Here is a 20,998-nt window from a genome sequence, read left to right as displayed (position 1 = left end):
GCTCGTGAACTGCCGCGCTGTTGCCGGCGACTAAGCCGATGTGAAAAACGCCTTCAATCTCTCGCCCCTGGCCGAAAAACTTCGCAGCGACGCCCGCAGCCTCGTCATCGCCGCCTTGCTGATCGGAGGATTGATCCTCTGGTTCGTGATGGCCGGCCGGACGGATCGCGTCATCTATCGCGGCGTCGACCAGGCATGGGCGGAGCCCGGCATCGTCCATCTCAAGACGGATCCAGCGGGCAACTACGTGATCCAGCGCAATGCGGAATTTGCCGCAATGAAGGTCGGCTGCGTCTATGATCTCAACTATGATGTCGTGTTCGGCCGGCACCAGAGCAATGACCGCATCAAGACCGTCCGCCGGGTTACTCTCGTCGGATGCCAGACTAGCCGGACCGGCTCCGGCCAACCATCTTCGATGAGCGGCGCGGTTTGAGCGCCGTGTCGTCCGGTGCGAGCAGCCGTCCGTCCTCCGCGCGCAGCTCGAGCTTCCGCACCGGGCGACCTTTCTCGCGATCGACCAGGATGGTTGCGATTTCCTCGGGGTGATCGTCGAAGGCCTCGCTCCATTGCCGGAGCGCGACCAGGATCGGGAAGGTGCCGCGGCCCTTCGGCGTCAGCAAATATTCAGAATAGGCGCTGCCGTCGGAGGCGGGGGCGGTTTCCAGAATGCCGTGATCGACCAGCGCGCGCAGCCGCGCGGCCAGAATGTTCTTGGCCATGCCGAGCTTGCTCTGAAACTCGCCGAAGCGGCGCAGGCCGAACAGCGCCTCGCGGATGATCAAGAGCGACCACCAATCGCCGATCGCCTCCAGCGAGCGCGCGATCGGGCAGGCATCGCCCTCGAAGCTGGTTCGTTTCACCATCGTCTTGGTCCTTTCGCGTTCGCCCGATTCCGGTGGCGATCACGCGCTTGTGTGGTTGCATCATAAAACCAAATGGCCTAGATGGCAACTTAGTTTCATTATGAAACCACTGGAGGCGAACGTGAGACTGAAGAACAAGACGGCATTGATTACGGGCGGCAACGGCGGCATCGGTCTTGCGACGGCAAAGCTGTTCGTGGCCGAGGGCGCCAAGGTGGTGATCACCGGGCGCAACAAGGAGACGCTGGCGGCTGCCGCCAAGGAACTCGGCCCGAACGCGCTTGCGGTCGTTGCTGATGCCACCGACATCGCCGCCACCGAAGCCGCGATCAGGCAGGGCGCCGAGAAGTTCGGCAAGTTCGACATCGTGTTCGCCAATGCCGGCATTCCCGGCAGCACGCCGCTCGGTGCGGCGACGCTGGAGGTCTTCGAGAAGGTGATCAGCACGAACCTCACCGGCGTGTTCTTCACGGTTCAGTCCGCGCTGCCTTATCTCAACGACAACGCCTCGATCATCCTCAACGGCTCGGTGATCTCGGTGCTGGGCATCCCCGGTTACTCCGCGTACGGCGCGGCGAAGGCCGGCGTGCGGGCGATGGCGCGGATCATGGCCTCGGAGCTGTCGCCGCGCGGCATCCGCGTCAACGTCGTCGCGCCCGGCGCGATCCGCACGCCGATCTGGGGCGCTGCGATCGCAACGCCCGAAGCCGAGAAGGCGTTTGAGAAGCGGATCGCGCTGTCGACGCCGCTCGGCCGCATCGGTGAACCCGATCACATTTCCAAGACGGTGCTGTTCCTCGCCTCCGATGACTCCGCGCATATTCAAGGTCAGGAGATTTTCGTCGATGGCGGCGCAGTCGCCTCTCCGAGCGGCGCGCCGATCTATCGCGGCTGATCAAATCAAGTGCAAATTGAATCGGTCGGCGCGGCCACATCGGTTGCGCCGGCCGGTTTTCTCGTCCTGCAGGATGTATTTTCTGAACCTTGCGTGATGAGGTTGAACCTTGGTGCAAGCTGCCAAGACACTTTTACGGGCAGAGGGTCATAAGACTCATTTTCAGGGAGCCCGTGATGCCAAAGGCAGCTCGCATTTTTTCGTCGATTTCATCACCGCGCATTTTCACCGAGCGTTCCGCCATTCCCGCCAGGCGCTCCGACAAATCGGAGCTCATCGCGGTGGTCCTTTTCTCCGGCATCGGCCTGTTCATTTCGCTCGTGGCCGTCATCCTGGGCATGCAGGGCGCCTGGTTTTAGCCCGTGCGATCTGTCAGCCGCCGCCGGGTTCCGGCAGCGGCCGTTGCGGGTGGCGTGAGCCTCACGCCGCCTGAAGGCTGGTGGCTGCCTGAAGTGCACCAGCCAGCGCTTTCTCACGATGATCCGGCCCGATCTGGATGCCGTCGGCGGAGATGAACTCGGGATCGGTGATGCCGATGAAGCCGAACACCCAGCGCAGATAGGTTTCGAGATGTTCGCCGGCCGCGTATGGCGTCTCCGCGCCGTAAAAGCCGCCGCGCGAGATCGCTACGATCACCCGCTTGCCGCCGGCAAGGCCCTGCGGGCCGTTCGCGCCGTATTGGAACGTCTTCCCCGCCACCAGGATACGATCGATCCAGGCCTTGAGCTGGCTCGGGATGGTGAAATTGTACATGGGCGCGCCGATCACGACGATGTCGGCAGCGAGGAACTCGTTGAGCACGGCCACGCTCGCGGCAAGGTCCGGTCCGAGTTCCGCCGGCGCAGGCGCGCCTTGCGCGGCCGCCAGATGCGAGCCGGAGAGGTGGGCGAGCGGGGTCTGGGTCAGGTCGCGATAGACGATGTCCAGCGAGGGCGTCGCCTGCCGCAGACGGTCGACGATGGCGGCGGAAACCTGCCGGCTGACGGAGTGGGGGCCGAGCACGCTGGAGTCGATATGGAGGAGTTTCATTGAGGTCACCCATGGTATAGATTTGTAACCCGCACTACATGAGTGACCATCGAAATCCCCGCAAGAACGCACTTTTTTGAGCCATGGACACATTATTGAAACCTGCGCACATCGATCTGCCTGCTTCGCCAAGGTCGGGTCAAAGGCCCGATCCCAACCATGCGGACTGCCGCGGGGTCGCCTCCGTGCTGTCCCGCGTCGGCGACAAATGGAGCGTGTTCGTCATCATGATGCTCGGCGACGGACCGAAGCGCTTCAACGAGCTCAAGCGCATGATCAACGGCATCTCGCAGCGGATGCTGACCTTGACGTTGCGCGGGCTGGAGCGTGACGGCCTCGTCACGCGCACGATCTTCCCGACCATTCCGCCGCGCGTGGACTATGAGCTGACCGATCTCGGCCGCGGCCTGTCGCGGCCCGTTGAGGCGCTCGGCAAGTGGGCGATGGAGCATCTGGCGCAGATCGAGGCCGCACGGACGCGGTTCGACAAGCGCGGCGAGCACTAAAGCAGCGACACCAATCCGCCACCGTGGCGTTCGAGCCGGCCGGCGAGTTCGAGCTCCAGCAGCACGGTGCGGACGATGGCCGGCGAGGCGCCGGACATCCGGACGAGATCGTCGAGCGAGATCGGCACAGGGCCGAGCAGGCCGATGATCTGGTCGCGGTCGTGCGTCTGCGGATCGGTTTCGAACGGCTCGCTGTCGGGCTCGCGCGCCCGATGCATCAGCGGCCGCTCCATGATCGGTGCGACCGCGTTGATGACGTCGGCGGCTTCGGTGACGAGCGTTGCGCCCTGCTTGATCAGATCGTTGGTGCCGGCGGCGCGCGGATCGAGCGGCGAGCCTGGCACCGCGAACACCTCGCGGCCCTGTTCGGCCGCCATGCGCGCGGTGATCAGCGAGCCCGAGCGGTGGGCCGCCTCCACCACGACCACGCCGAGCGAAGCGCCCGAGATCAGACGGTTGCGGCGGGGGAAGTCGCGGGCGCGCGGCTCGTGGCCGAGCGGCATCTCGGAGATCGCCGCGCCCGCGTGGTCGAGGATCGATCCGAGCAAATCGCCGTGCTCGGGCGGATAGATGCGATCGTGCCGCTCTCGACGCTGGTGCGATGCGCGGCCTGATCGACGCCGCGGGCGAGCCCCGAGATGATGACGAAGCCGGCTTCGCCGAGCTCGCGGGCCAACTGTCCGGCGAATTTCAAGCCGGCGCCCGAGGCGTTGCGCGAGCCGACGATCGCGATCATCGGCCGCATCAAGGTCGCGACATCGCCGCGCACAGCGAGCAGTGGCGGGGCGTCATCGAGCGTCGAAAGCCGCGCCGGATAGCCGTCCTCGCCGGGCGCGAGCCAGGCGATGCCGAATTTGCGGCTGGCGGCGAGCTCGGCTTTCGCCTCGTCCGCGCTACAGATGCGCCCCGACCGCGCCGCGCCGCCGCGGCGCGCCAGGTCGCGCCGTGCCGAAATGATCGACCAGCGAGCGGAAGGTGCGCGGTCCGACATTGTCGGAGCGGATCAGCCGCAGGCGGTCGATCCGCTCTAGCTCGGTCAGCTCCACGCTGTTGTTGATGGCGTCCACGGTGTCTCCTTGCAGGCACAGCATGGAACAACCTGAGGGCGTGGGCAACAGCGTCGTGCGCTCGCGCGACCTCGTCGCAATGCTAAGGGCGATCGGGCATCAAGGAGACTGAGGTCGGGATGCCCATGATGGTCAAGCGCAGTACAGTCTTCGCAACATTCCTCCTTGCGTGCATTGCAGCGATGGAATTGGAAAGCGTGGTGCTCGAAAAAAATGGGGTTGCACGCGGCGACCACGCTCCACATCTTACCGGTGGCTGATCGTGCGGGAAGCGGAGTGTCGAAAGGCAAACCGATGACGCCGGCGGATTCCGGTGAGCTGTCTTTGACCGAGCGCGCCAAATTGGGGGTTGCTTACTTTTTTGGCGAAGCCCTTTTTTGGGTTGGCCTTTTTCTGACCGTATGGGCAGGCAGCTACAGCATCTACCTGGGAGGGGGCGTATGTTTATGCTGGGGGCTAATTTTCGTTCTGATCATGCGACGAGAACTCTCACGAGACATCAAGGCCCTCGACGATCCCAATGACAATCCGCGTGCGGACCGATTGATCGGCAAAGGCTTGCCGCGCACGGCGGCCCCAGGTCCCGATACTCGTATGCGCCGCGCTCGCGGCACTCCAAAACATATGGCACTTCGATTTGCGGTCGAATTTCTCACGTCCGTCGCGATCATAATTGCTGTGACGCTGGGAACGAGCTTGGCGGCTGAAACGGTCGTATTCGCGCTTTCCGACCGGGATGTAAGTGGCGCCTTTGGTTCTGGCCTGGCCGGAGCTGCTGGCGGCGTATTTGGCCTGGTCTTCGCAGTCGTGATCGTCATCAGGCGAATTGCCGATATCGAAGATTGATCGGTTAGTTGTGGCGTTTGCGCCATCCGCTCGAGCTCGGTCAGCTCCACGCTTGGGTTGATGCCGTCCACGGCCGTCTCGTGGCATGGAGCAACCTGAGGGCGTGGGCAACAGTGAGGTGCGCTTGATCAGGCTTTAGAGGCACGGCCGGAAGACCCGACGTGGTCGACGGGTCGTCCGCAGGGTCGTCCACTCAACGAGCGTGCGCCGCCTGAGCGACAGCGAAGCCGCTCCGCAAGAGGCGAGCGTCAAGGCTGAGCGCACCGGCGCCGAAGGCAAAAATCTGAAGCAGGCCGCCTGCCATCATCACGTTCTTGAGGAAATGGATCATCTGATTCTGGTCGGCAAAGTTGTTGTGGAACGAGACTGCCGCGGCCACAGAGAATATGGCGAGCGCCAGTGCGACAGAGCGGGCTTGATAGCCCGCGATAAGCAAGAGACCGCCACCGAGCTCGACGAGCACTGCGATCGCATAAGCCACCGGTGGCACCGGTAATCCCGCAGAGGCGATGTAAGCGGTCGTCGCACCATAAGCGGCGAGCTTGCTGAAGCCACTCATTGCAAACGGGAGGCCGATCAGCAGCCGGCCAACGAGGGAAGCATAACGGGTCGTGTCCATGGTAGTCGCTCCTGTACTTGGTTGAGGTCCGACGGCACCAAGCGTGTGGCCTGGAAGAAAGTGCGCGCCGCGGGGCCCTGCGTTGTGTCCTCAGATTGGCCGGATCGAATTGTGACCGAAATAGAAATGATTGAAAGTTACTGTTTCCATTTTTGGCCTTGGCGGCGCGACGTCGCGGAGACGAATGCTCTGGTCGCGTCGTTGGTCTCTGTTGACTGCACGCATGGATTGATCGCGCCCGCGTGCGCTTGCGCGACCTCATCGCAATGCTAAAAGCGATACCAATAAGAAGGGTATCGCCATGATCTCACTCGCCGACCTCCAGCGCCGCATCGAAGCGGGCGAGCTTTCGCCTGAAGCAGCCATTGCCCAGTCGCATGCGGCGATCGAGGCGCGGGAGAAGGAGGTCCATGCCTTCGTCCGCCACGACAAGTCAGCACGAGCGCAAGCCTCCGGCCCGCTGCGCGGCATCGCCGTCGGCATCAAGGACATCATCGACACCGCCAATATGCCGACCGAGATGGGCTCGCAGATCTATCGCGGCTGGCAGCCGCGCTCGGATGCGCCGGTCGTGATGATGCTGAAGCGGGCGGGCGCCACCATCATCGGCAAGACCACGACCACGGCGTTCGCCTCGCGCGATCCGACGCCGACGCTCAATCCGCACAATACCGGCCATACGCCCGGCGGCTCGTCCTCGGGCTCGGCGGCGGCGGTCGGCGCCGGCATGATCCCGCTGGCGCTGGGCACCCAGACCGGCGGCTCGGTGATCCGGCCCGCCGCCTATTGCGGGACGGCCGCGATCAAGCCGTCGTTCCGGATGCTGCCGACGGTCGGCGTGAAGTGCTATTCGTGGGCGCTCGACACGGTCGGCCTGTTCGGCGCGCGCGCGGAGGATCTCGCGCGCGGATTGCTGGCGATGACCGGCCGCAGCGAATTCGCCGGCATCGTCCCGGCCAAGGCGCCGCGGATCGGCGTGGTCAGGCAGGAATTCGCGGGTGCTGTCGAGCCGGCAGCCGAGCAGGGGCTGGAAGCCGCGATCAAGGCGGCCGAGCGCGCCGGGGCCAGCGTGCAGATCATCGACCTGCCCGAAGCGGTGCAGGAGGCCTGGCGCATCCATCCGATCGTCCAGGACTTTGAGGCGCATCGCGCGCTGGCCTGGGAGTTTTCCGAGCATCACGACGAGATCGCGCCGATGCTGCGCGCCAGCCTTGATGCGACGGTCGGGCTGACGCCGAAGGATTATGACGAGGCGCGCCGGATCAGCCGTCGTGGCCGCCGCGAGCTCGGCGAGCTGTTCGAAGGTTTCGACGTGCTCCTGACCTATTCGGCGCCGGGCACGCCGCCGGCCAAGGAGCTCGCCTCCACCGGCGACCCCCGCTACAACCGGCTCTGGACGCTGATGGGCAATCCTTGCGTCAACGTGCCGGTGCTGAAGGTCAATGGCCTGCCGATCGGCGTGCAGGTGATCGCGCGCTTCGGCAACGACGCGCATGCGCTTGCGACGGCGTGGTTCCTGGAGGACGCGCTGGCGAAATCAGGCTAGCGCGGGCTCTACGGAGGCGGGGCGCTGATCGGATGCAGGCGGCGGAGCTGCACTGATCGTCGCACCTTGCCCGAGCCAGCGCCCGGCGGCTTCGCGGCCGCTCCGGTGCAACAGGCGGATGAAGCCGCGGCCGAGATCGGCCGAGCTTCGCTGCGCCAGGCCTTCAATCGAGTCTTCTGCCGCGATCCTGGAGAGCCGCAGCGAGGTTGCGGCGTGCGAATGCGCCCATGCGATCGCCGCGACCTCGGCATTGAGCGCGGCGTTTGCGGTGATCTGGTCGAGCCGGCGGTCGATGGCGGCGAGCGTGATCGGCACGTAGCTGTCGCGGGACGGGGTGAGCTGGACCAGCAGCACGTCGGTCGCCGCCGTCTCCTGCGCCAGCTTCAATAGTGGCGGATTGCCGCCGAAGCCGCCGTCCCAATAGGCCTCGCCGTCGATCTCGACGGCGCAGTGGACCAGGGGCGGGCAGGTCGAGGCCAGCGCGACGTCGGTCGTGATGGCGTCATTGCGAAAGATCTGCTGCTGCCCGTCGCGGATCCGCGTCGCCGCGATCAGGAGCTTTGGCGATTTCGCCGCGCGCAGCGCCGCGAAATCGATGTCGCGCGACAGCGCCTGCCGCAGCGGATCGAGATCGAACGGATCGAACTGGCCCGAGCGCAGCGTCGGCCCGAACGCGACCGAGCTTCCCGTCGGCGAAAAGCCGCCGACCAGCATCAGCGAGCGGAACGAGGCCTCGTGCATCAGGCGGACCCAGAACCGATTCAGCCGCGAGCGTGCAGCTTCACGGCCGCCCTCGGCGAGGCCGCAGGCGAGCAGCAGCGCGTTGACGGCGCCGGCGCTGGCGCCGCTGATCGTGTCGATCTCGATATCAGGCTCTTCCAAGAGCCGCTCCAGCACGCCCCAGGTGAAGGCGGCAAAGGTGCCGCCGCCCTGAAGCGCCAGCGAGAGTTTTCGCGGTGGCCATTGTCTAGAAGGGACCTCGCGCGCGACAGGCGCCGCGACGGTCGCGGCCTCGACGCGCTGCGGCGTTTGCACGACGGGCGCGGGCGGCGGCGCTGGCGATGGGACGGCGGCGGGCTCTGGAGCCGGCGGCGGCGAGGGCGCATCGGACCAGATGTCCGTCATGGACAGCAGTCGGCTCGCCGCAGTGCGTGGCGCCGCTTGCGAACCACCGTCGATATGCGCGCCGACCATCTTCTCGCTCATTCTGAGCTACCGCGTAACGCCTTTTGTGCTGTCAGGATGACAGGCATGGAACTCGTTCGCCACTCTGGCCACGACTGGCTTTTGAGTTGCGAACAGGATTTGGCGTATAATGCGGAAGGAGCGCGGCGGTATCCGTACTTTTTCCCGGCGTCAGGTTTTGTTTTGACGCGTTTTCTTGACGCGAACCGGTATCCACTTCGCTCGAAAACGCTCTAGGCCTTCTCGCCGATCCGGCTTTCCTTGCCCGATTGCAGCCGCTTGATGTTCTCGCGATGCGCGTAGAACAGCAGCAGCGTCAGCACGGCGAACAGCGCAGACAATGCGAGGTGGCCGAACCACCACAGGAAAATTGGCGTGATGAAGGATGCCACCAGCGCCGAGAGCGACGAATAACGCGTGGTGAAGGCGGTAGCCAACCAGAGCAGGCAGAACACCACCGCGGCCGGCCAGAACAGGCCGAGCAGGATGCCGATATAGACGGCGACACCCTTTCCGCCCTTGAACTTGAGCCAGACCGGGAAGAGATGGCCGAGGAAGGCGCCGAGGCCCGCCACCATCGCGGCATTGGGGCCGGCGATGGAGCCGGCGATCACGACCGCCACCGTGCCCTTGAGCGCATCGAGCAGGAGGGTGCCCGCAGCAAGGCTCTTGCGTCCCGTGCGCAGCACATTGGTGGCGCCGATGCTGCCGGAGCCAATCGAGCGGATATCTTGCGTGCCGGCGAGCCTGGTCAGGACCAGCCCGAACGGAATCGAGCCGAGGAGGTAGCCGATGACGAGCGCTACCGGCAAAAATGCTTCAAGACCCATGGCTGCAAATCCCTTGGCCGCATCTCCATGCTGAACTGCGACGCCACGCATGATCCTGTCCCGATCCGCTGCCGCGGTGCAGGGCGACACCCAATACCGTCACCCTAGACATGCTCGTAGACCGTCCGTCCGCCGACAATGGTGCGCACCACGCGGCCTGTAAAGCGGGCCTCGTCGAACGGGGTGTTCTTGCAGGGCGATTTGAGCTCGGCGGGATCGACCACCCAGGGGACATCGGGGTCGATCACGATCACATCCGCCGGGCTACCCGTGCGCAGGGTTCCACCTGACAGCCCCAGAATCTCAGCCGGCCGGGTCGACATCGCCCGGATCAGCGTCTTCAGGTCCAGCTCGCCATTGTGCATCAGCCGCAGGCCGGCGGGCAGCATGGTCTCGAGCCCGACGGCACCGGGAGCGGCTTCCGCGAACGGCAGGCGCTTGACCTCGACGTCCTGCGGATTGTGGTCGGACATGATCACGTCGATGAGGCCGGCGGCGACGGCTGCGACCAGCGCGCGGCGGTCGTCCTCGGTGCGCAGCGGCGGCGACAGCTTCAGGAACGAGCGATAGGGGCCGATATCGTTCTCGTTCAGCGCGAGATGATTGATCGAGACCGAGGCGCTGACGGCGATCCCGGCGTCGCGGGCGCGCCTCAGGACCTCGAGCGAGTCGATGCAGGACAGCGAGGCGGCGTGATAGCGGCCGCCGGTCAGCGCGACGAGGCGCATGTCGCGTTCCAGCATCACGGCTTCCGCTGCGTTCGGAATGCCCATCAGGCCGAGCCGCGAGGCGAACTCGCCCTCGTTCATCACGCCTTCGCCGACGAGATCGGGATCTTCCGTGTGATGCACGATCAGCGCGTCGAAATCGCGCGCGTAGGTCAGGGCCCGGCGCATCACCTGGGCGTTGGTGACGCTTCTGTCGCCGTCGCTGAAGGCGATGGCGCCGGCGGCCTTCAGCAGGCCGAACTCGGTCATCTCCTCGCCGCGCATCCCCTTGGTCAGCGCCGCCATCGGCTGGATGTTGACGATCGCGGTGTCGCGGGCGCGGCGCATCACGAAGTCCACCGTCGCCGAATTGTCGATGACGGGCTCCGTATCGGGCTGGCAGATGATGGTGGTGATGCCGCCGGTAGCGGCCGCCTGGCTCGCGGAGGCAAAGGTCTCGCGATGGCTGTAGCCGGGCTCGCCGACGAAAGCTTTCATGTCGATCAGGCCCGGGGCCACGATCTTCCCGGCGCAGTTGACGACGTCGGTGCCCTCGGGGACGCCGGCGGCGCCGATGCCGCGGCGGGTCTCGCGGATGATGCCGTCGGCAATCAGGACATCGCCGGGGCCGTCGAAATCCCTGCTGGGATCGACGACGCGGGCGTTGGCAAGCAGGATGGGACGGCGGTCAGTCAGCATGAGCATCACGCGTTCGGCAAATTGCGGGCGAGCGCTTCGAGTACGGCCATCCGCACCGCCACGCCCATCTCGACCTGTTCGCGGATCAGCGATTGCGCGCCGTCGGCGACCGCGGTGTCGATCTCGACGCCGCGGTTCATCGGGCCGGGATGCATGACGAGAGCGTCCGGCTTGGCATAAGCGAGCTTCTTCTGGTCCAACCCGAAATAGTTGAAATATTCGGAGGTCGACGGCACGAAGGAGCCGTTCATGCGCTCGCGCTGGAGCCGCAGCATCATGACGATATCTGCGCCGTTGAGCCCCTCGCGCATGTCGCGCGCAACCTCGACGCCCATCCGCTCGATGCCGGGCGGCAGCAGCGTGGAGGGGCCGACGACGCGGACGCGGGCGCCCATGGTGTTGAGCAGGATGATGTTGGAACGGGCCACACGCGAATGCAGCACGTCGCCGCAGATCGCGACCACGAGGCCCTCGATCCGGCCCTTGTTGCGGCGGATGGTCAGGGCGTCGAGCAGCGCCTGGGTCGGGTGCTCGTGCGCGCCGTCGCCGGCGTTGATCACGGAACCGTCAACCTTGCGGGCCAGCAGTTCCACCGCGCCTGAGGCGTGATGCCGAACCACCAGGATATCCGGGTGCATGGCGTTGAGCGTCATCGCGGTGTCGACCAGCGTCTCGCCCTTCTTGATGGACGAGGAGGACACCGACATGTTCATGACGTCGGCGCCAAGCCGTTTGCCGGCGAGCTCGAACGAGGATTGGGTCCGGGTGGAGGCCTCGAAGAAGAGGTTCACCTGCGTCCGTCCACGCAGGACGGTGCGCTTCTTGTCAACCTGGCGGTTGAGCTCGACATATTCTTCGGACAGGTCGAGCAGGCCGGTGATGTCGGCCGCGGAAAGGCCCTCGATGCCCAGCAAATGCCGGTGGCCGAGGACGAAGGTCGATTTCGATGTCATTAAAACGAGAGCTATAGGCGGGGATGGCTGGGGGGGCAAGGGCCAATGCCGGGGCGGGGAGTTATCCCCTGAGGAGTCTGGTACACCGTCATTCCGGGATGGCGCGCAAGCGCCAGACCCGGAATCTCGAGATTCCGGGTTCGATGCTCCGCATCGCCCCGGAATGACAGGGAAGTCTGGATGCGCTCGGCCAAATCAATTTTGATCGCACTTTTAGCGATCGCTTCAATCTCGTCCGCTTCAGCCCAATCGCTCCCCGGCGGCTTCGTCTATTTGCGCGATATCGATCCAACCATCATCCAGGACATCCGCTACGCGACCGCGAACAACTTTGTCGGCCGTCCGCTCGTCGGCTACGCTGCCGGCGAGTGCGTGGTGAAGCGCGAGGTTGGACTGCGGTTGAAGGCGGTCCAGCAGGACCTCGCCGCGCAAAACCTGTCGCTCAAGATGTTCGACTGCTACCGGCCGGCGCGGGCCTCGCTCGACATGGTCGCGTGGTCGCAGAACGGCCGTGAGACGGCCGCCGAGCGGCGCTACAATCCCAGGATTCCCAAGACCGAGCTGTTTCGCCTCGGCTACATCGCAAGCCGCTCGCAGCATTCGACGGGTGCGGCGCTCGATCTCACCTTGGTCGATCTCAAAGCCGACAACTCCGGCAAATATGATCCATCGAAAACCTATGCCGACTGCACGGCGCCGGTCGAGGCGCGGCCGCCGGAGGGCAGCGTGGACATGGGCACCGGCTACGACTGTACGGACGCGAAGGGCCATACCGCAGCACCGTCGATCACACCGGACCAGCGCGCCTGGCGCAAGCGGCTGGTGGCTGCGATGGCCAAGCAAGGCTTTGTGAACTATTCGAAGGAGTGGTGGCATTTTTCCCTGCCGGGGGCAGGCGGGGCGGCCTATGATTTCCCGATCCAGCCGCGGCGGAACTGATTCCGCGCCGGGGAAGCAAGATGACCCAGCCCAGCTTCGCAACTCACGAGGTTTTCAACCAATCGCCGCCGTTCGAGGATGTCGATCTGTTCGCCGTGGACCGGCCGCTGGTCGAGGCGGTCAAGGCCAATGGCGGCGCCAAGGCGGAGCGGGAGCTGTCCGAGTTCGGCAAGCACTGGGGCTCGGCCGCGATGGCCGATCGCGGGCGCGCGGCGAACGAGAACACACCCAAACTGCGCAGCTTCGACGCCAAGGGCAATCGCCGCGACCAGGTCGAGTTTCATCCCGCCTATCACGAGCTGATGGCGCATAGCGCGCATGCGGGCGTGCACAATTCGACCTGGACGGCGGAGGGGAAGCCTGCGGGCGATGCCGCCGAGGTCATTCGCGCGGCAAAATTCTACATCGCCGCGCAGGTCGAGACCGGGCATCTCTGTCCCATCACGATGACGCGCGCCTCCGTCGCCGCGCTGGCGATGCAGCCGGATCTGCTGGCACGCGTGATGCCGGTGCTGTCGACGAGGAGCTACGATCCGACATTCGCGCCGTGGTGGGACAAGCGCGGCATGACGCTCGGCATGGGCATGACCGAGAAGCAGGGCGGCACCGACGTGCGCGCCAACATGACGCGCGCGGTGCGCGACGGCGTGGCCTATCGCATCACCGGCCACAAATGGTTCATGTCGGCGCCGATGTGCGATGCGTTCCTGGTGCTGGCGCAGGCCGACGAGGGCTTGACCTGCTTCTTCATGCCGCGCTTTGCGCCCGACGGGTCGGTCAATGCGATCCAGTTCCAGCGGCTGAAGGACAAGCTCGGCAACCGCTCCAATGCGTCCTCCGAGGTCGAGTTCGTCGGCGCTTATGCGCAAGCGGTCGGCGAGGCGGGCAAGGGCATTCGCACCATCATCCAGATGGTGCAGCTGACGCGGCAGGATTGCGCAATCGCCTCCACCGGCCTGATGCGCTCGGGGCTTGCGCATGCGCTGCATCATGCGCGTCACCGCAGCGTGTTCCAGAAGCATCTGGCCGATCAGCCCTTGATGCAGGCGGTGCTGTCGGACATGGCGCTCCATGTGGAGGCCAGCGTCGCCCTGGTGATGCGGCTCTGCCGCGCCTTCGACCGCACCCCGCACGATGCGGCGGAGGCCGCCTATATGCGGCTACTCACGCCCGCGATCAAATACTGGACCTGCAAGAGCGCGCCCGCCTTCCTCTACGAGGCGATGGAGTGCCTGGGCGGCAACGGCTATGTCGAGGACGGCATTTTGGCGCGCCACTACCGGGAGTCGCCGGTCAACGCGATCTGGGAAGGCTCGGGCAACGTGATGTGCCTCGACGTGCTGCGCGCGCTCTCGCGCGAGCCGGAGGCGGCGATGGCGGTGCTGCAATCGCTTGCCGCCGAGACCAAAGGTCTGCCGGGCGCAGGCGAGGCGGCGGCGTTCATCGGCAAGACCTTCCGCCGCGCCGACGGCGAGCGCGTCGCGCGGCTCGCGGTCGAGAAGCTGGCGCTGCTTGCGGCGGCCGCGGCGCTCAACGGCGTGTCGCCGCGCCATGCCGAACTGTTCGCGGCCACGCGCCTCGCCGCGAACCACGCCAGCATGTACGGCGCGGTGGAGCTTGAGAGCGGTGACGTGCGCGCGCTGCTGGAGAGGGCGCTGCCGTGAAAGGGACGAGCTCTCTCCATTCCGTCATGTCCGGGCTTGACCCGGCCATCCACGTCTTGCTGCGCGGCATGGATGCCCGGGACAAGCCCGGGCATGACGACCTCCCGATGTTTCGCTGCTCCTGACGAAAGCCCCCGATGGACTCCCTCAATCCCGAGCATCCGCCACTCATCATGACGCCCGCGGATCACGCGCCGCGCGTCTGGAAGTTCTTCGGCACGGCGCTGTGGGGCCTTCTCATCTTCGTCGCGATGTTCGTCGGCCAGGTCGGGGCGATCCTGCTGCTGGCCGCGCTGCGCGGCCTTCCGATCGACATGGCCTCGATCCAGTCGGTCGGCCGGGAGCCGGCAGCGCTCGCGCTGTCGGTCATCATGGGCCTGCCGGCGACGCTGGCGGCGGTATGGCTCGCCATCCGCATCAAGAAGGCCTCCTTCGTCGACTATCTCGCGCTGCATTGGCCGTCCTGGAAGCAGCTTCTGTTCGGCGTGGTCGGGCTTATCCTGGTCGTGCTGGCCTGGGAGACGATGTCGCGGAGCCTCGGCCGCGAGGCGACACCGGGCTTCATGACCGACCTGCTGCAATCGGGCCGCGACAAGGGCGCAGCCATCTTGCTGCTGTTCGCCTTCAGCGTGGCGGCGCCGATGTCGGAAGAGGTGCTGGCACGCGGCTTCCTCTATCGCGGCTGGTCGGCGAGCTTCCTGCGCGTGCCCGGCGCGATCATCCTGTCGTCGCTGGTGTGGACGGTCGTGCATCTCCAGTACGACATGTACTTCCTCGCCGAGGTCTTCACCATCGGCCTGTGGTTCGGCTACATGCGCCATCGCGCCAATTCGCTCTGGCTCACGATCGTGCTGCACGCGCTGAACAACATGACTGCGGTGGTGCTGACGATGTGGCTGGGGAGTTGAGGCTCCGCCTCAAGCCACCAGCGCAATTGCAATCGGCATCGTGACCGCCGCCAGGATCGTCTGCAGCGTGATGATCTGCGCCAGCAGCGGCGCATCGCCGCCCATCTGGCGGGCCAGCACAAAGGCGCTGGGCGAGGTCGGCACTGCCGCGCAGATCGCGACGATTGCCAGACTGTTGCCTGATAGCCCGAACCAGGCCGCAAGCGCCAGCGCCAGCACGGGCATCAGGACCAGCTTGAAGGCGACGCCGATCGTCGCGCTCAGGCTGGGACGCAGGAGGCCTTTGAGATGCAGGCCCGCACCGGTGACGAGCAGGCCGATCGCCAGGGATGACCGGCTCAGCGCATCCGCGACTTCGTGCCAGATCTTCGGCAGCGGCAGGTGCGTCAGATTGACGAGGAGCCCGATCGCGCAGGCCCAGATCAGGGGATTGCGGATCACCGTCGTCACGATCGCGCGCGCGGACTGTTTTTCCGGCGCGGCATAATGGGCGAGCACGGCGACGCTGAACACGTTGACGAGTGGAATGATCGCGACCATCGCGACGGATGCCAGCGCCAGCCCGACATCGCCGAACATGTTGGCGGAGACGGAGAGCGCCACATAGGTCTGCCAGCGCGTCGCGCCCTGGAAGATCGAGGTGAAGGCCGGCCCGTCGATGTCGAGCCGCGCCAGCGCAGGGCGCAGCGCGAGGCAAAGCAGCGACATCGCCAGCGCCGACAGCAGCAGCGCGCCGCCGACGCCGGCGACCGGCACCTTGGAAAGGTCGGCCTTCACCAGCGTCTGGATCAGCAGCATCGGAAACAGCACGAAATAGGTCAGCCGCTCCAGCCCGTGCCATTGCGTATCCAGCCGCATCAGGCTGTGCCGGAGCACGACGCCGAGCACGATGAGGATGAAGACCGGCAGCAGCGCCGCGATCACGACGGCCATGGCGGGCGCCTATTCCTTTTTCAGAACGAAGTCGGCTCCTCGCGTCCCGTAGCGGGGGCCCTTTGGCGTGATGGTGTGCTTGGGGTCTATCCAGTCGCCGCCGATCTCGTTGTCCGCCTTGAAATGCGCGACGTACAGTCCGCCGAGGACGGCGTCGTCGCCTCTCAGATATTCTGTCTCGGTCCATTTGATCAGCGTGCCGTCGACCATTCCCTTCACCCTTGTCCGGGTATTGTCGAAGGTCGGCCAGTCCATGGTGCCCGTGAATTCGGTTCCGGAGATGGCGTCGATGGTCAGCTTGACCGGGAAGCTGCCGTTGATGTCATGCGAATACTGATTGAACGTCCCGGACCACGTGCCCTTGAGCTCCGACATGGCATGGTCGTCGGCGGCGCACGAACCCGGCACGGCCAGGATAGCAAGGAGAGCGCCGATAATCGCGGCGAATGAGAACCTTGCTATCGCCGGCGATGCCATGTCGCTGCTTCCGGGGTCAGATCTGGCGCAAATTGGCGAGGCGGTCGAGCGCGCCCTGCAGGATGAAGATCGCGGCGTGCTCGTCGATCACCTCGGCGCGCTTGGCGCGGCTGACATCCATGCCGATCAACTCGCGTTCGACCGCCGCGGTCGAGAGGCGCTCGTCCCAGAGGCCGATGGGGAGCGTGGTGAGATTGGCGAGGTTGCGGGCGAAGGCGCGAGTCGATTGCGCGCGCGGGCCCTCGCTGCCATCCATGTTGATGGGCAGGCCGAGTACGAAGCCGACTACCTTGCGCTCGGTCGCAATCGCCAGGAGCCGCGCCGCGTCCTGCTTGAATTGCTTGCGCTGAATGGTCTCGACGCCGGTCGCCAGCCGCCGGTCCGGATTGGACACGGCGACGCCGATGGTCTTGGTGCCCAGGTCAAGGCCGATCAGCCCTCCGCGTTCGGGCCAGTGGGTTGCAGCATCGACGAGGGGCAGGATAAGAGCGGGCATGGCGTTAGCGCATAACACGCGTCGCGCTGCGGGGTGAACCGGTAACAATGGATGCACTGACACTATTCGGCCTGTTTGCCGTGACGGCGATGCTGGTCTGCTATGCCCTGGAGGATCGCAGCCACTGGTTCGTGCTGCTGTTCGCGATGTCCTGTGCGCTGGGCTCCGCCTACGGCTTCCTGCAGGGCGCCTGGCCGTTCGGTCTCGTCGAGGCGATCTGGGCCGTGGTGGCGCTGCGGCGCTGGTATCTCAGGCCGCGATGACGTCGTCATCCGTCTTCAGGCAGGCCGCAAAGCCTTGAAGCGCGCTGTATTGATGGCCGGCGCTGCGCTGGATGAAGAGTGTCTCGACGCGCGCGTGCGAGGTGCTCAGCGGGTGGATCGACACGCTGCCGTTCATCGCGCTGCGCTCGACCACAGTGCGCGGCAGCAGCGTCACGCCCATGTCGGCGGCGACGCAGCCGATCATGCCGTCGAGCGTGCCGAGCTCGAAGCGTGCGGCCGACGGCCAGCCGAACTCGACGAAGACCTGCTCAAGCCGCTGGCGATAGGTGCAGCCGGTGCGGAACACGAGCGCCGTCGGACCGGACTCTGGCGTGCCGGCGCGCAGCTCCGCAAGCGAGCTCCAGCGCTGCGCGCTGACCAGCACCAGCTCTTCGCGGAAGGCGCTGGTCGCGGTGAGGTCGGCATGCGCGATGGGACCTGCGACGAAGGCGCCGTCGAGCGTGCCTTCGAGCACGCCCGCGACGAGGTCGGCCGTCGTCGCCGTACGCAAGGAGAGGCGCACGGCCGGGAAGCGGCGGTGGAAATCGGCGAGCAGCGGCGGCAGCCGCACGGCGGCCGTCGTTTCCATCGAACCGATTGCCAGCGGTCCCTTCGGCTCACCGTCGTCGCGTGCGGCGAGCACGGCCTCGCGCGACAGCGCGGCCATCCGTTGCGCGTAGGGCAGGAGGCGTTTGCCGGCGCCGGTCAGCGTCATGCCGCGGCTGTGGCGCTCGAACAGCGGCGTGCCGATCTCCGCCTCCAGCGCCTTCACGCGCTGGGTGACGTTGGACTGCACAGTGTTGAGCTCCTCGGCAGCGCGGGTGATGCCGCCGGTGCGGGCGACCGCGGCGAAGGTCTGGATATCGCTGAGTTCCATGGCGTCGTTTCGCTTTTGTGATGGCAGCGTTCGCAACAATTCATTTTTCGAGAATGCTAGTCGCGCTTAGTCTCACTGTCCAGATCGGGGAGAGCCATGCCCATTGCGACGCCGCTGACGAGCTTGCTGGAAATCAACCATCCCGTGCTGCTGGCGCCGATGGATGTCGTCGCCGGCAGCCGTCTGGTGGCGGCCGTCAGCCGCGCCGGTGGCTTCGGCATTCTCGGCGGCGGCTACGGCGAGAGGACGTGGCTGGAGCGGGAGACCGTAAAGCTCGCCGGCCTGCGCGCGCCGTTCGGTGTCGGCTTCATCACCTGGAGCCTCGCCAAGCGGCCCGAGCTGCTCGACATTGCGCTCGCCGCCAGACCATCGGCGATCATGCTGTCCTTCGGCGATCCCGCGCCGTTCGCACCCAAGATCAGATCCGCGGGAGCGCACCTGATCTGCCAAGTGCAGGACGAGGCGATGGCGCGGCAGGCGCTCGACGCCGGCGCCGATATCCTGGTCGCGCAGGGCACGGAGGCGGGCGGTCACGGCGCGTCACGCACCAGCATCGATCTCGTGCCTGCCATCGTCGATCTCGCGGCGGGCCGTGTGCCTGTGGTGGCGGCCGGCGGTATCGCCGACGGGCGCGGTCTCGCCGCCATGATGATGCTGGGCGCGAGCGGCGTGCTGCTCGGCACGCGCTTCTATGCGAGCCAGGAGGCCGACGGCGCCGAGGAGGCCAAGCGGCGCATCTGCGCCGCAAGCAGCGGCTCGACGGTGCGCGGCATCATCTTCGACCTGTCACGCAACAACGTCTGGCCGGCGCCGTTTACCGGCCGGTGCCTGGTCAACGACCACGCCAGTCGCTGGATCGGCCGCGAGGTCGAGCTGATGCAGAATGTCGCCACGGTCGCGGCCGAGTATGCCGCGGCGAAGGCGGCCGGCAATTTCGACATCGCCGCGGTGATCGCGGGCGAGGCCGTCGGCCTGATCCATGATATCCCACCCGCGGCCGAGATCGTCGAGCGGATCGCGACCGAAGCCGAGCAGCTTCTTGCCGGCCGGCGCAACTCGGTTTCTTCTTTTCCTTCTCCCCTTGTGGGAGAAGGTGGCGCGGATGCAATCCGTGCCGGATGAGGGGTCTGTCTCCGCGGATGCAAACCCCTCACCCGTCTCGCCGCTGTGCGGCGATCCACCCTCTCCCACAAGGGGAGAGGGAAGAGCGAACATGAGGTGAGAACCATGTGGCCTGACCGTCGACTGATCGATCTCTTCAAGACCGAATTCCCGATCGTGCTGGCGCCGATGGCCGGCGTGATGGATGCGGAGCTGGTGATCGCGGCTGCGCAGGGCGGGGCGCTGGGGTCGCTGCCCTGCGCGATGATCTCGGCGGAGAAGGCGCGCGAGCAGGTTAGTCTCATCCGCCAGCGCGTGAAGGCGCCGGTCAACATGAACTTCTTCTGCCACACGCCGGTCGATCTCACGACGGATGCCGAAGCGCGGTGGAGGCAGCGGCTCGCCGGCTATTACACTGAGCATGGCCTCGATCCGGCGGCACCGATCGCCGCGGCCAACCGTGCGCCATTCGACGCAGCCTTCTGCGAGGTCGTCGAGGAGCTGAAGCCGGAAGTCGTCAGCTTTCATTTCGGCCTGCCGGAGCAAGCGCTGCTCAAGCGCGTCAAGGCAGCCGGCTGCCTCGTCATCTCCTCCGCCACGACGGTGAAGGAAGCCGTCTGGCTCGAGCAGCACGGCGCCGACGCCGTGATCGCGCAAGGCGCCGAGGCTGGCGGCCATCGCGCCATGTTCCTGACCGACAAGATTGCCGAGCAGCCCGGCACCTTCGCATTGGTGCCGCAGGTCGCCGACGCCGTGAAGGTGCCGGTGATCGCGGCCGGCGGCATCGCCGACGGGCGCGGCATTGCCGCGGCCTTTGCGCTCGGTGCCTCCGGCGTGCAGATCGGCAGCGCGTATCTGCGCTGCCCGGAATCCAAGGTCAGCGCGGGCGGCCGCAAGGCGCTCGCTGAAGCGCGGGACGATTCCACCGTCATCACCAATGTCATGACCGGCCGTCCGGCGCGGGGCGTGCAGAACCGCCTGATGCTCGAGGCGGGCCCGATCTCGCCTGATGCGCCTCCCTTTCCCCATGCCGCGACCGCACTGGGGCCGCTCAAGGCGGCTGCCGAAAAGCAGGGCCGGGTGGATTTCACCAATCTCTGGGCCGGCCAGGCCGTCGCCCTGGGCCGCGAGGTCCCCGCGGCCGAATTGACCCGGGATCTGGCCAAATCGGCCTTGGCTCGCCTTAAGGCGCTCGCTGGATAGGCGGGAGATAGGCGGGAGCGCCGGTTGCGGCGCAAAAGCGGCCTCTGCTATACGGCGGTTAGGTTTTGCCGTGAGAGGCCTTATATAATGTCCGTCGACGCCACTACCGTCCGCCGCATCGCGCATCTGGCGCGCATCGCGGTTTCCGAGGACGAGGTTCCGCATCTGCAGGGCGAGCTCAACGCCATGCTCGCCTTTGTCGAGCAGCTCTCGGAGGTCAATGTCGAGGGCGTGGAGCCGATGACCTCGGTCACCCCGATGCAGATGAAGAAGCGGCAGGACGTGGTCAACGACGGCGAGGTCGCCGACGATATCGTTGCCAACGCGCCCGCGACCGAGGGGCACTTCTTCCTGGTGCCGAAGGTCGTCGAGTAAGTCTCTAATTCAGG

Annotated in this window: 24 protein-coding genes and 1 pseudogene; 13 read left to right on the top strand and 12 right to left on the bottom strand. The window is 66.0% G+C overall.

Annotated features, from left to right (window positions below; genetic code table 11):
• Positions 1–40 precede the first annotated feature (40 nt).
• The gene (locus E4K65_RS30325; protein ID WP_135177246.1) at positions 41–436 is read left to right on the top strand and encodes a hypothetical protein; all 396 of its coding nucleotides are present in this window, start codon (positions 41–43) and stop codon (positions 434–436) included.
• Here E4K65_RS30325 and E4K65_RS30320 read toward each other — a convergent pair.
• Positions 387–866, bottom strand: a complete 480-nt coding sequence (locus E4K65_RS30320; RefSeq protein WP_135177245.1) for a winged helix-turn-helix transcriptional regulator — start codon at positions 864–866, stop codon at positions 387–389. The two genes, E4K65_RS30325 and E4K65_RS30320, sit on opposite strands and share 50 nt — an antisense overlap.
• A gap of 121 nt (positions 867–987) precedes the next feature.
• Here E4K65_RS30320 and E4K65_RS30315 point away from each other — a divergent pair, with 121 nt between their 5' ends.
• A complete protein-coding gene (locus tag E4K65_RS30315) occupies positions 988–1,761 on the top strand; it encodes an SDR family oxidoreductase (protein WP_027547204.1) in 774 nt (257 codons plus the stop codon).
• 176 nt (positions 1,762–1,937) lie between these two features.
• Complete coding sequence (locus E4K65_RS30310) at positions 1,938–2,120, top strand: hypothetical protein (protein ID WP_135177243.1); 183 nt, start codon at positions 1,938–1,940, stop codon at positions 2,118–2,120.
• Positions 2,121–2,181: 61 nt separating this feature from the next.
• On the opposite strand, the gene E4K65_RS30305 is transcribed toward E4K65_RS30310, so the two are convergent.
• Positions 2,182–2,790: an FMN-dependent NADH-azoreductase gene (locus tag E4K65_RS30305; RefSeq protein ID WP_135177242.1), complete on the bottom strand. Its 609-nt coding sequence runs from the start codon at positions 2,788–2,790 to the stop codon at positions 2,182–2,184.
• Between the two features lie 83 nt (positions 2,791–2,873).
• Between E4K65_RS30305 and E4K65_RS30300 the strand changes: the two genes are divergently transcribed.
• Positions 2,874–3,296: a winged helix-turn-helix transcriptional regulator gene (locus tag E4K65_RS30300; protein ID WP_135177241.1), complete on the top strand. Its 423-nt coding sequence runs from the start codon at positions 2,874–2,876 to the stop codon at positions 3,294–3,296.
• Here the strand turns inward: E4K65_RS30300 and E4K65_RS30295 are convergent.
• Positions 3,293–4,387, bottom strand: a pseudogene (locus E4K65_RS30295) (DNA-processing protein DprA). The gene E4K65_RS30300 and the pseudogene E4K65_RS30295 sit on opposite strands and share 4 nt — an antisense overlap.
• A 252-nt stretch (positions 4,388–4,639) precedes the next feature.
• On the opposite strand from E4K65_RS30295, the gene E4K65_RS47665 reads away from it, so the two are divergent.
• Positions 4,640–5,209 (top strand): hypothetical protein, encoded by a 570-nt coding sequence (locus tag E4K65_RS47665; RefSeq protein WP_167771269.1) that lies wholly within the window; start codon positions 4,640–4,642, stop codon positions 5,207–5,209.
• A gap of 193 nt (positions 5,210–5,402) precedes the next feature.
• On the opposite strand, the gene E4K65_RS30285 is transcribed toward E4K65_RS47665, so the two are convergent.
• Positions 5,403–5,828, bottom strand: coding sequence for a DoxX family protein (locus E4K65_RS30285; RefSeq protein ID WP_135177240.1), 426 nt, complete (start codon positions 5,826–5,828; stop codon positions 5,403–5,405).
• A gap of 301 nt (positions 5,829–6,129) precedes the next feature.
• Here E4K65_RS30285 and E4K65_RS30280 point away from each other — a divergent pair, with 301 nt between their 5' ends.
• Positions 6,130–7,374 carry an amidase gene (locus tag E4K65_RS30280; RefSeq protein WP_135177239.1) on the top strand — a complete coding sequence of 415 codons (1,245 nt, stop codon included), beginning with the start codon at positions 6,130–6,132 and terminating at the stop codon, positions 7,372–7,374.
• Here the strand turns inward: E4K65_RS30280 and E4K65_RS30275 are convergent.
• From E4K65_RS30275 to E4K65_RS30255, 4 genes are all read right to left on the bottom strand, one after another.
• A complete protein-coding gene (locus E4K65_RS30275; protein WP_135177238.1) occupies positions 7,366–8,580 on the bottom strand; it encodes a patatin-like phospholipase family protein in 1,215 nt (404 codons plus the stop codon). The genes E4K65_RS30280 and E4K65_RS30275 overlap by 9 nt on opposite strands.
• A 212-nt stretch (positions 8,581–8,792) precedes the next feature.
• Positions 8,793–9,389 (bottom strand): glycerol-3-phosphate 1-O-acyltransferase PlsY, encoded by a 597-nt coding sequence (plsY, locus tag E4K65_RS30265; protein ID WP_135177340.1) that lies wholly within the window; start codon positions 9,387–9,389, stop codon positions 8,793–8,795.
• A 104-nt stretch (positions 9,390–9,493) separates the two neighbouring features.
• A complete protein-coding gene (locus E4K65_RS30260; protein ID WP_135177339.1) occupies positions 9,494–10,795 on the bottom strand; it encodes a dihydroorotase in 1,302 nt (433 codons plus the stop codon).
• Positions 10,796–10,800: 5 nt separating this feature from the next.
• Positions 10,801–11,748, bottom strand: a complete 948-nt coding sequence (locus tag E4K65_RS30255; RefSeq protein ID WP_014494716.1) for an aspartate carbamoyltransferase catalytic subunit — start codon at positions 11,746–11,748, stop codon at positions 10,801–10,803.
• A gap of 180 nt (positions 11,749–11,928) precedes the next feature.
• Here E4K65_RS30255 and E4K65_RS30250 point away from each other — a divergent pair, with 180 nt between their 5' ends.
• The 3 genes from E4K65_RS30250 (at position 11,929) to E4K65_RS30240 (ending at position 15,259) form a co-directional block, all read left to right on the top strand.
• Positions 11,929–12,687: a M15 family metallopeptidase gene (locus E4K65_RS30250; RefSeq protein WP_135177237.1), complete on the top strand. Its 759-nt coding sequence runs from the start codon at positions 11,929–11,931 to the stop codon at positions 12,685–12,687.
• A gap of 20 nt (positions 12,688–12,707) precedes the next feature.
• Positions 12,708–14,351 carry an acyl-CoA dehydrogenase family protein gene (locus E4K65_RS30245; protein ID WP_135177236.1) on the top strand — a complete coding sequence of 548 codons (1,644 nt, stop codon included), beginning with the start codon at positions 12,708–12,710 and terminating at the stop codon, positions 14,349–14,351.
• A gap of 137 nt (positions 14,352–14,488) precedes the next feature.
• Positions 14,489–15,259, top strand: a complete 771-nt coding sequence (locus E4K65_RS30240; protein WP_135177235.1) for a CPBP family intramembrane glutamic endopeptidase — start codon at positions 14,489–14,491, stop codon at positions 15,257–15,259.
• Positions 15,260–15,268: 9 nt separating this feature from the next.
• Here E4K65_RS30240 and E4K65_RS30235 read toward each other — a convergent pair whose 3' ends face one another.
• From E4K65_RS30235 to ruvX, 3 genes are read right to left on the bottom strand one after another with little or no spacing between them, the layout of a single operon-like run.
• The gene (locus tag E4K65_RS30235) at positions 15,269–16,192 is read right to left on the bottom strand and encodes an AEC family transporter (RefSeq protein ID WP_135177234.1); all 924 of its coding nucleotides are present in this window, start codon (positions 16,190–16,192) and stop codon (positions 15,269–15,271) included.
• Between the two features lie 9 nt (positions 16,193–16,201).
• On the bottom strand, positions 16,202–16,669 hold the full coding sequence (locus E4K65_RS30230; RefSeq protein WP_135177233.1) for a hypothetical protein: 468 nt from the start codon (positions 16,667–16,669) through the stop codon (positions 16,202–16,204).
• 16 nt (positions 16,670–16,685) lie between these two features.
• Positions 16,686–17,165: a Holliday junction resolvase RuvX gene (ruvX, locus tag E4K65_RS30225; RefSeq protein WP_167771268.1), complete on the bottom strand. Its 480-nt coding sequence runs from the start codon at positions 17,163–17,165 to the stop codon at positions 16,686–16,688.
• A gap of 47 nt (positions 17,166–17,212) precedes the next feature.
• Here ruvX and E4K65_RS30220 point away from each other — a divergent pair, with 47 nt between their 5' ends.
• Positions 17,213–17,428 carry a hypothetical protein gene (locus E4K65_RS30220; RefSeq protein ID WP_135177231.1) on the top strand — a complete coding sequence of 72 codons (216 nt, stop codon included), beginning with the start codon at positions 17,213–17,215 and terminating at the stop codon, positions 17,426–17,428.
• Here E4K65_RS30220 and E4K65_RS30215 read toward each other — a convergent pair.
• Positions 17,415–18,305, bottom strand: coding sequence for a LysR family transcriptional regulator (locus tag E4K65_RS30215; protein WP_135177230.1), 891 nt, complete (start codon positions 18,303–18,305; stop codon positions 17,415–17,417). The two genes, E4K65_RS30220 and E4K65_RS30215, sit on opposite strands and share 14 nt — an antisense overlap.
• A gap of 96 nt (positions 18,306–18,401) precedes the next feature.
• Here E4K65_RS30215 and E4K65_RS30210 point away from each other — a divergent pair, with 96 nt between their 5' ends.
• The 3 genes from E4K65_RS30210 (at position 18,402) to gatC (ending at position 20,984) form a co-directional block, all read left to right on the top strand.
• Positions 18,402–19,427, top strand: coding sequence for an NAD(P)H-dependent flavin oxidoreductase (locus E4K65_RS30210; RefSeq protein ID WP_135177229.1), 1,026 nt, complete (start codon positions 18,402–18,404; stop codon positions 19,425–19,427).
• Between the two features lie 105 nt (positions 19,428–19,532).
• Positions 19,533–20,609 carry an NAD(P)H-dependent flavin oxidoreductase gene (locus E4K65_RS30205; RefSeq protein WP_135177228.1) on the top strand — a complete coding sequence of 359 codons (1,077 nt, stop codon included), beginning with the start codon at positions 19,533–19,535 and terminating at the stop codon, positions 20,607–20,609.
• Positions 20,610–20,696: 87 nt separating this feature from the next.
• Positions 20,697–20,984 (top strand): Asp-tRNA(Asn)/Glu-tRNA(Gln) amidotransferase subunit GatC, encoded by a 288-nt coding sequence (gene gatC / locus E4K65_RS30200; RefSeq protein ID WP_027547181.1) that lies wholly within the window; start codon positions 20,697–20,699, stop codon positions 20,982–20,984.
• The last annotated feature ends 14 nt before the right edge of the window (positions 20,985–20,998 follow it).

Origin of the sequence: Bradyrhizobium niftali, from assembly GCF_004571025.1 — a bacterium.
Classification (GTDB): domain Bacteria; phylum Pseudomonadota; class Alphaproteobacteria; order Rhizobiales; family Xanthobacteraceae; genus Bradyrhizobium; species Bradyrhizobium niftali.
The sequence above is the reverse complement of the archived record's forward strand: the minus strand, read 5'-3'. Positions and strand labels throughout refer to the sequence as shown.

What these genes read in the sequence shown, in the direction of transcription:
- E4K65_RS30320 (WP_135177245.1), bottom strand. Translation starts at nt 866, where the DNA reads ATGGTGAAACGAACCAGCTTCGAGGGCGATGCCTGCCCGATCGCGCGC.
- E4K65_RS30310 (WP_135177243.1), top strand. Translation starts at nt 1,938, where the DNA reads ATGCCAAAGGCAGCTCGCATTTTTTCGTCGATTTCATCACCGCGCATT.
- E4K65_RS30305 (WP_135177242.1), bottom strand. Translation starts at nt 2,790, where the DNA reads ATGAAACTCCTCCATATCGACTCCAGCGTGCTCGGCCCCCACTCCGTC.
- E4K65_RS30300 (WP_135177241.1), top strand. Translation starts at nt 2,874, where the DNA reads ATGGACACATTATTGAAACCTGCGCACATCGATCTGCCTGCTTCGCCA.
- E4K65_RS30285 (WP_135177240.1), bottom strand. Translation starts at nt 5,828, where the DNA reads ATGGACACGACCCGTTATGCTTCCCTCGTTGGCCGGCTGCTGATCGGC.
- E4K65_RS30280 (WP_135177239.1), top strand. Translation starts at nt 6,130, where the DNA reads ATGATCTCACTCGCCGACCTCCAGCGCCGCATCGAAGCGGGCGAGCTT.
- E4K65_RS30275 (WP_135177238.1), bottom strand. Translation starts at nt 8,580, where the DNA reads ATGAGCGAGAAGATGGTCGGCGCGCATATCGACGGTGGTTCGCAAGCG.
- plsY (WP_135177340.1), bottom strand. Translation starts at nt 9,389, where the DNA reads ATGGGTCTTGAAGCATTTTTGCCGGTAGCGCTCGTCATCGGCTACCTC.
- E4K65_RS30260 (WP_135177339.1), bottom strand. Translation starts at nt 10,795, where the DNA reads ATGCTGACTGACCGCCGTCCCATCCTGCTTGCCAACGCCCGCGTCGTC.
- E4K65_RS30255 (WP_014494716.1), bottom strand. Translation starts at nt 11,748, where the DNA reads ATGACATCGAAATCGACCTTCGTCCTCGGCCACCGGCATTTGCTGGGC.
- E4K65_RS30250 (WP_135177237.1), top strand. Translation starts at nt 11,929, where the DNA reads ATGCGCTCGGCCAAATCAATTTTGATCGCACTTTTAGCGATCGCTTCA.
- E4K65_RS30245 (WP_135177236.1), top strand. Translation starts at nt 12,708, where the DNA reads ATGACCCAGCCCAGCTTCGCAACTCACGAGGTTTTCAACCAATCGCCG.
- E4K65_RS30240 (WP_135177235.1), top strand. Translation starts at nt 14,489, where the DNA reads ATGGACTCCCTCAATCCCGAGCATCCGCCACTCATCATGACGCCCGCG.
- E4K65_RS30235 (WP_135177234.1), bottom strand. Translation starts at nt 16,192, where the DNA reads ATGGCCGTCGTGATCGCGGCGCTGCTGCCGGTCTTCATCCTCATCGTG.
- E4K65_RS30230 (WP_135177233.1), bottom strand. Translation starts at nt 16,669, where the DNA reads ATGGCATCGCCGGCGATAGCAAGGTTCTCATTCGCCGCGATTATCGGC.
- ruvX (WP_167771268.1), bottom strand. Translation starts at nt 17,165, where the DNA reads ATGCCCGCTCTTATCCTGCCCCTCGTCGATGCTGCAACCCACTGGCCC.
- E4K65_RS30220 (WP_135177231.1), top strand. Translation starts at nt 17,213, where the DNA reads ATGGATGCACTGACACTATTCGGCCTGTTTGCCGTGACGGCGATGCTG.
- E4K65_RS30215 (WP_135177230.1), bottom strand. Translation starts at nt 18,305, where the DNA reads ATGGAACTCAGCGATATCCAGACCTTCGCCGCGGTCGCCCGCACCGGC.
- E4K65_RS30210 (WP_135177229.1), top strand. Translation starts at nt 18,402, where the DNA reads ATGCCCATTGCGACGCCGCTGACGAGCTTGCTGGAAATCAACCATCCC.
- E4K65_RS30205 (WP_135177228.1), top strand. Translation starts at nt 19,533, where the DNA reads ATGTGGCCTGACCGTCGACTGATCGATCTCTTCAAGACCGAATTCCCG.
- gatC (WP_027547181.1), top strand. Translation starts at nt 20,697, where the DNA reads ATGTCCGTCGACGCCACTACCGTCCGCCGCATCGCGCATCTGGCGCGC.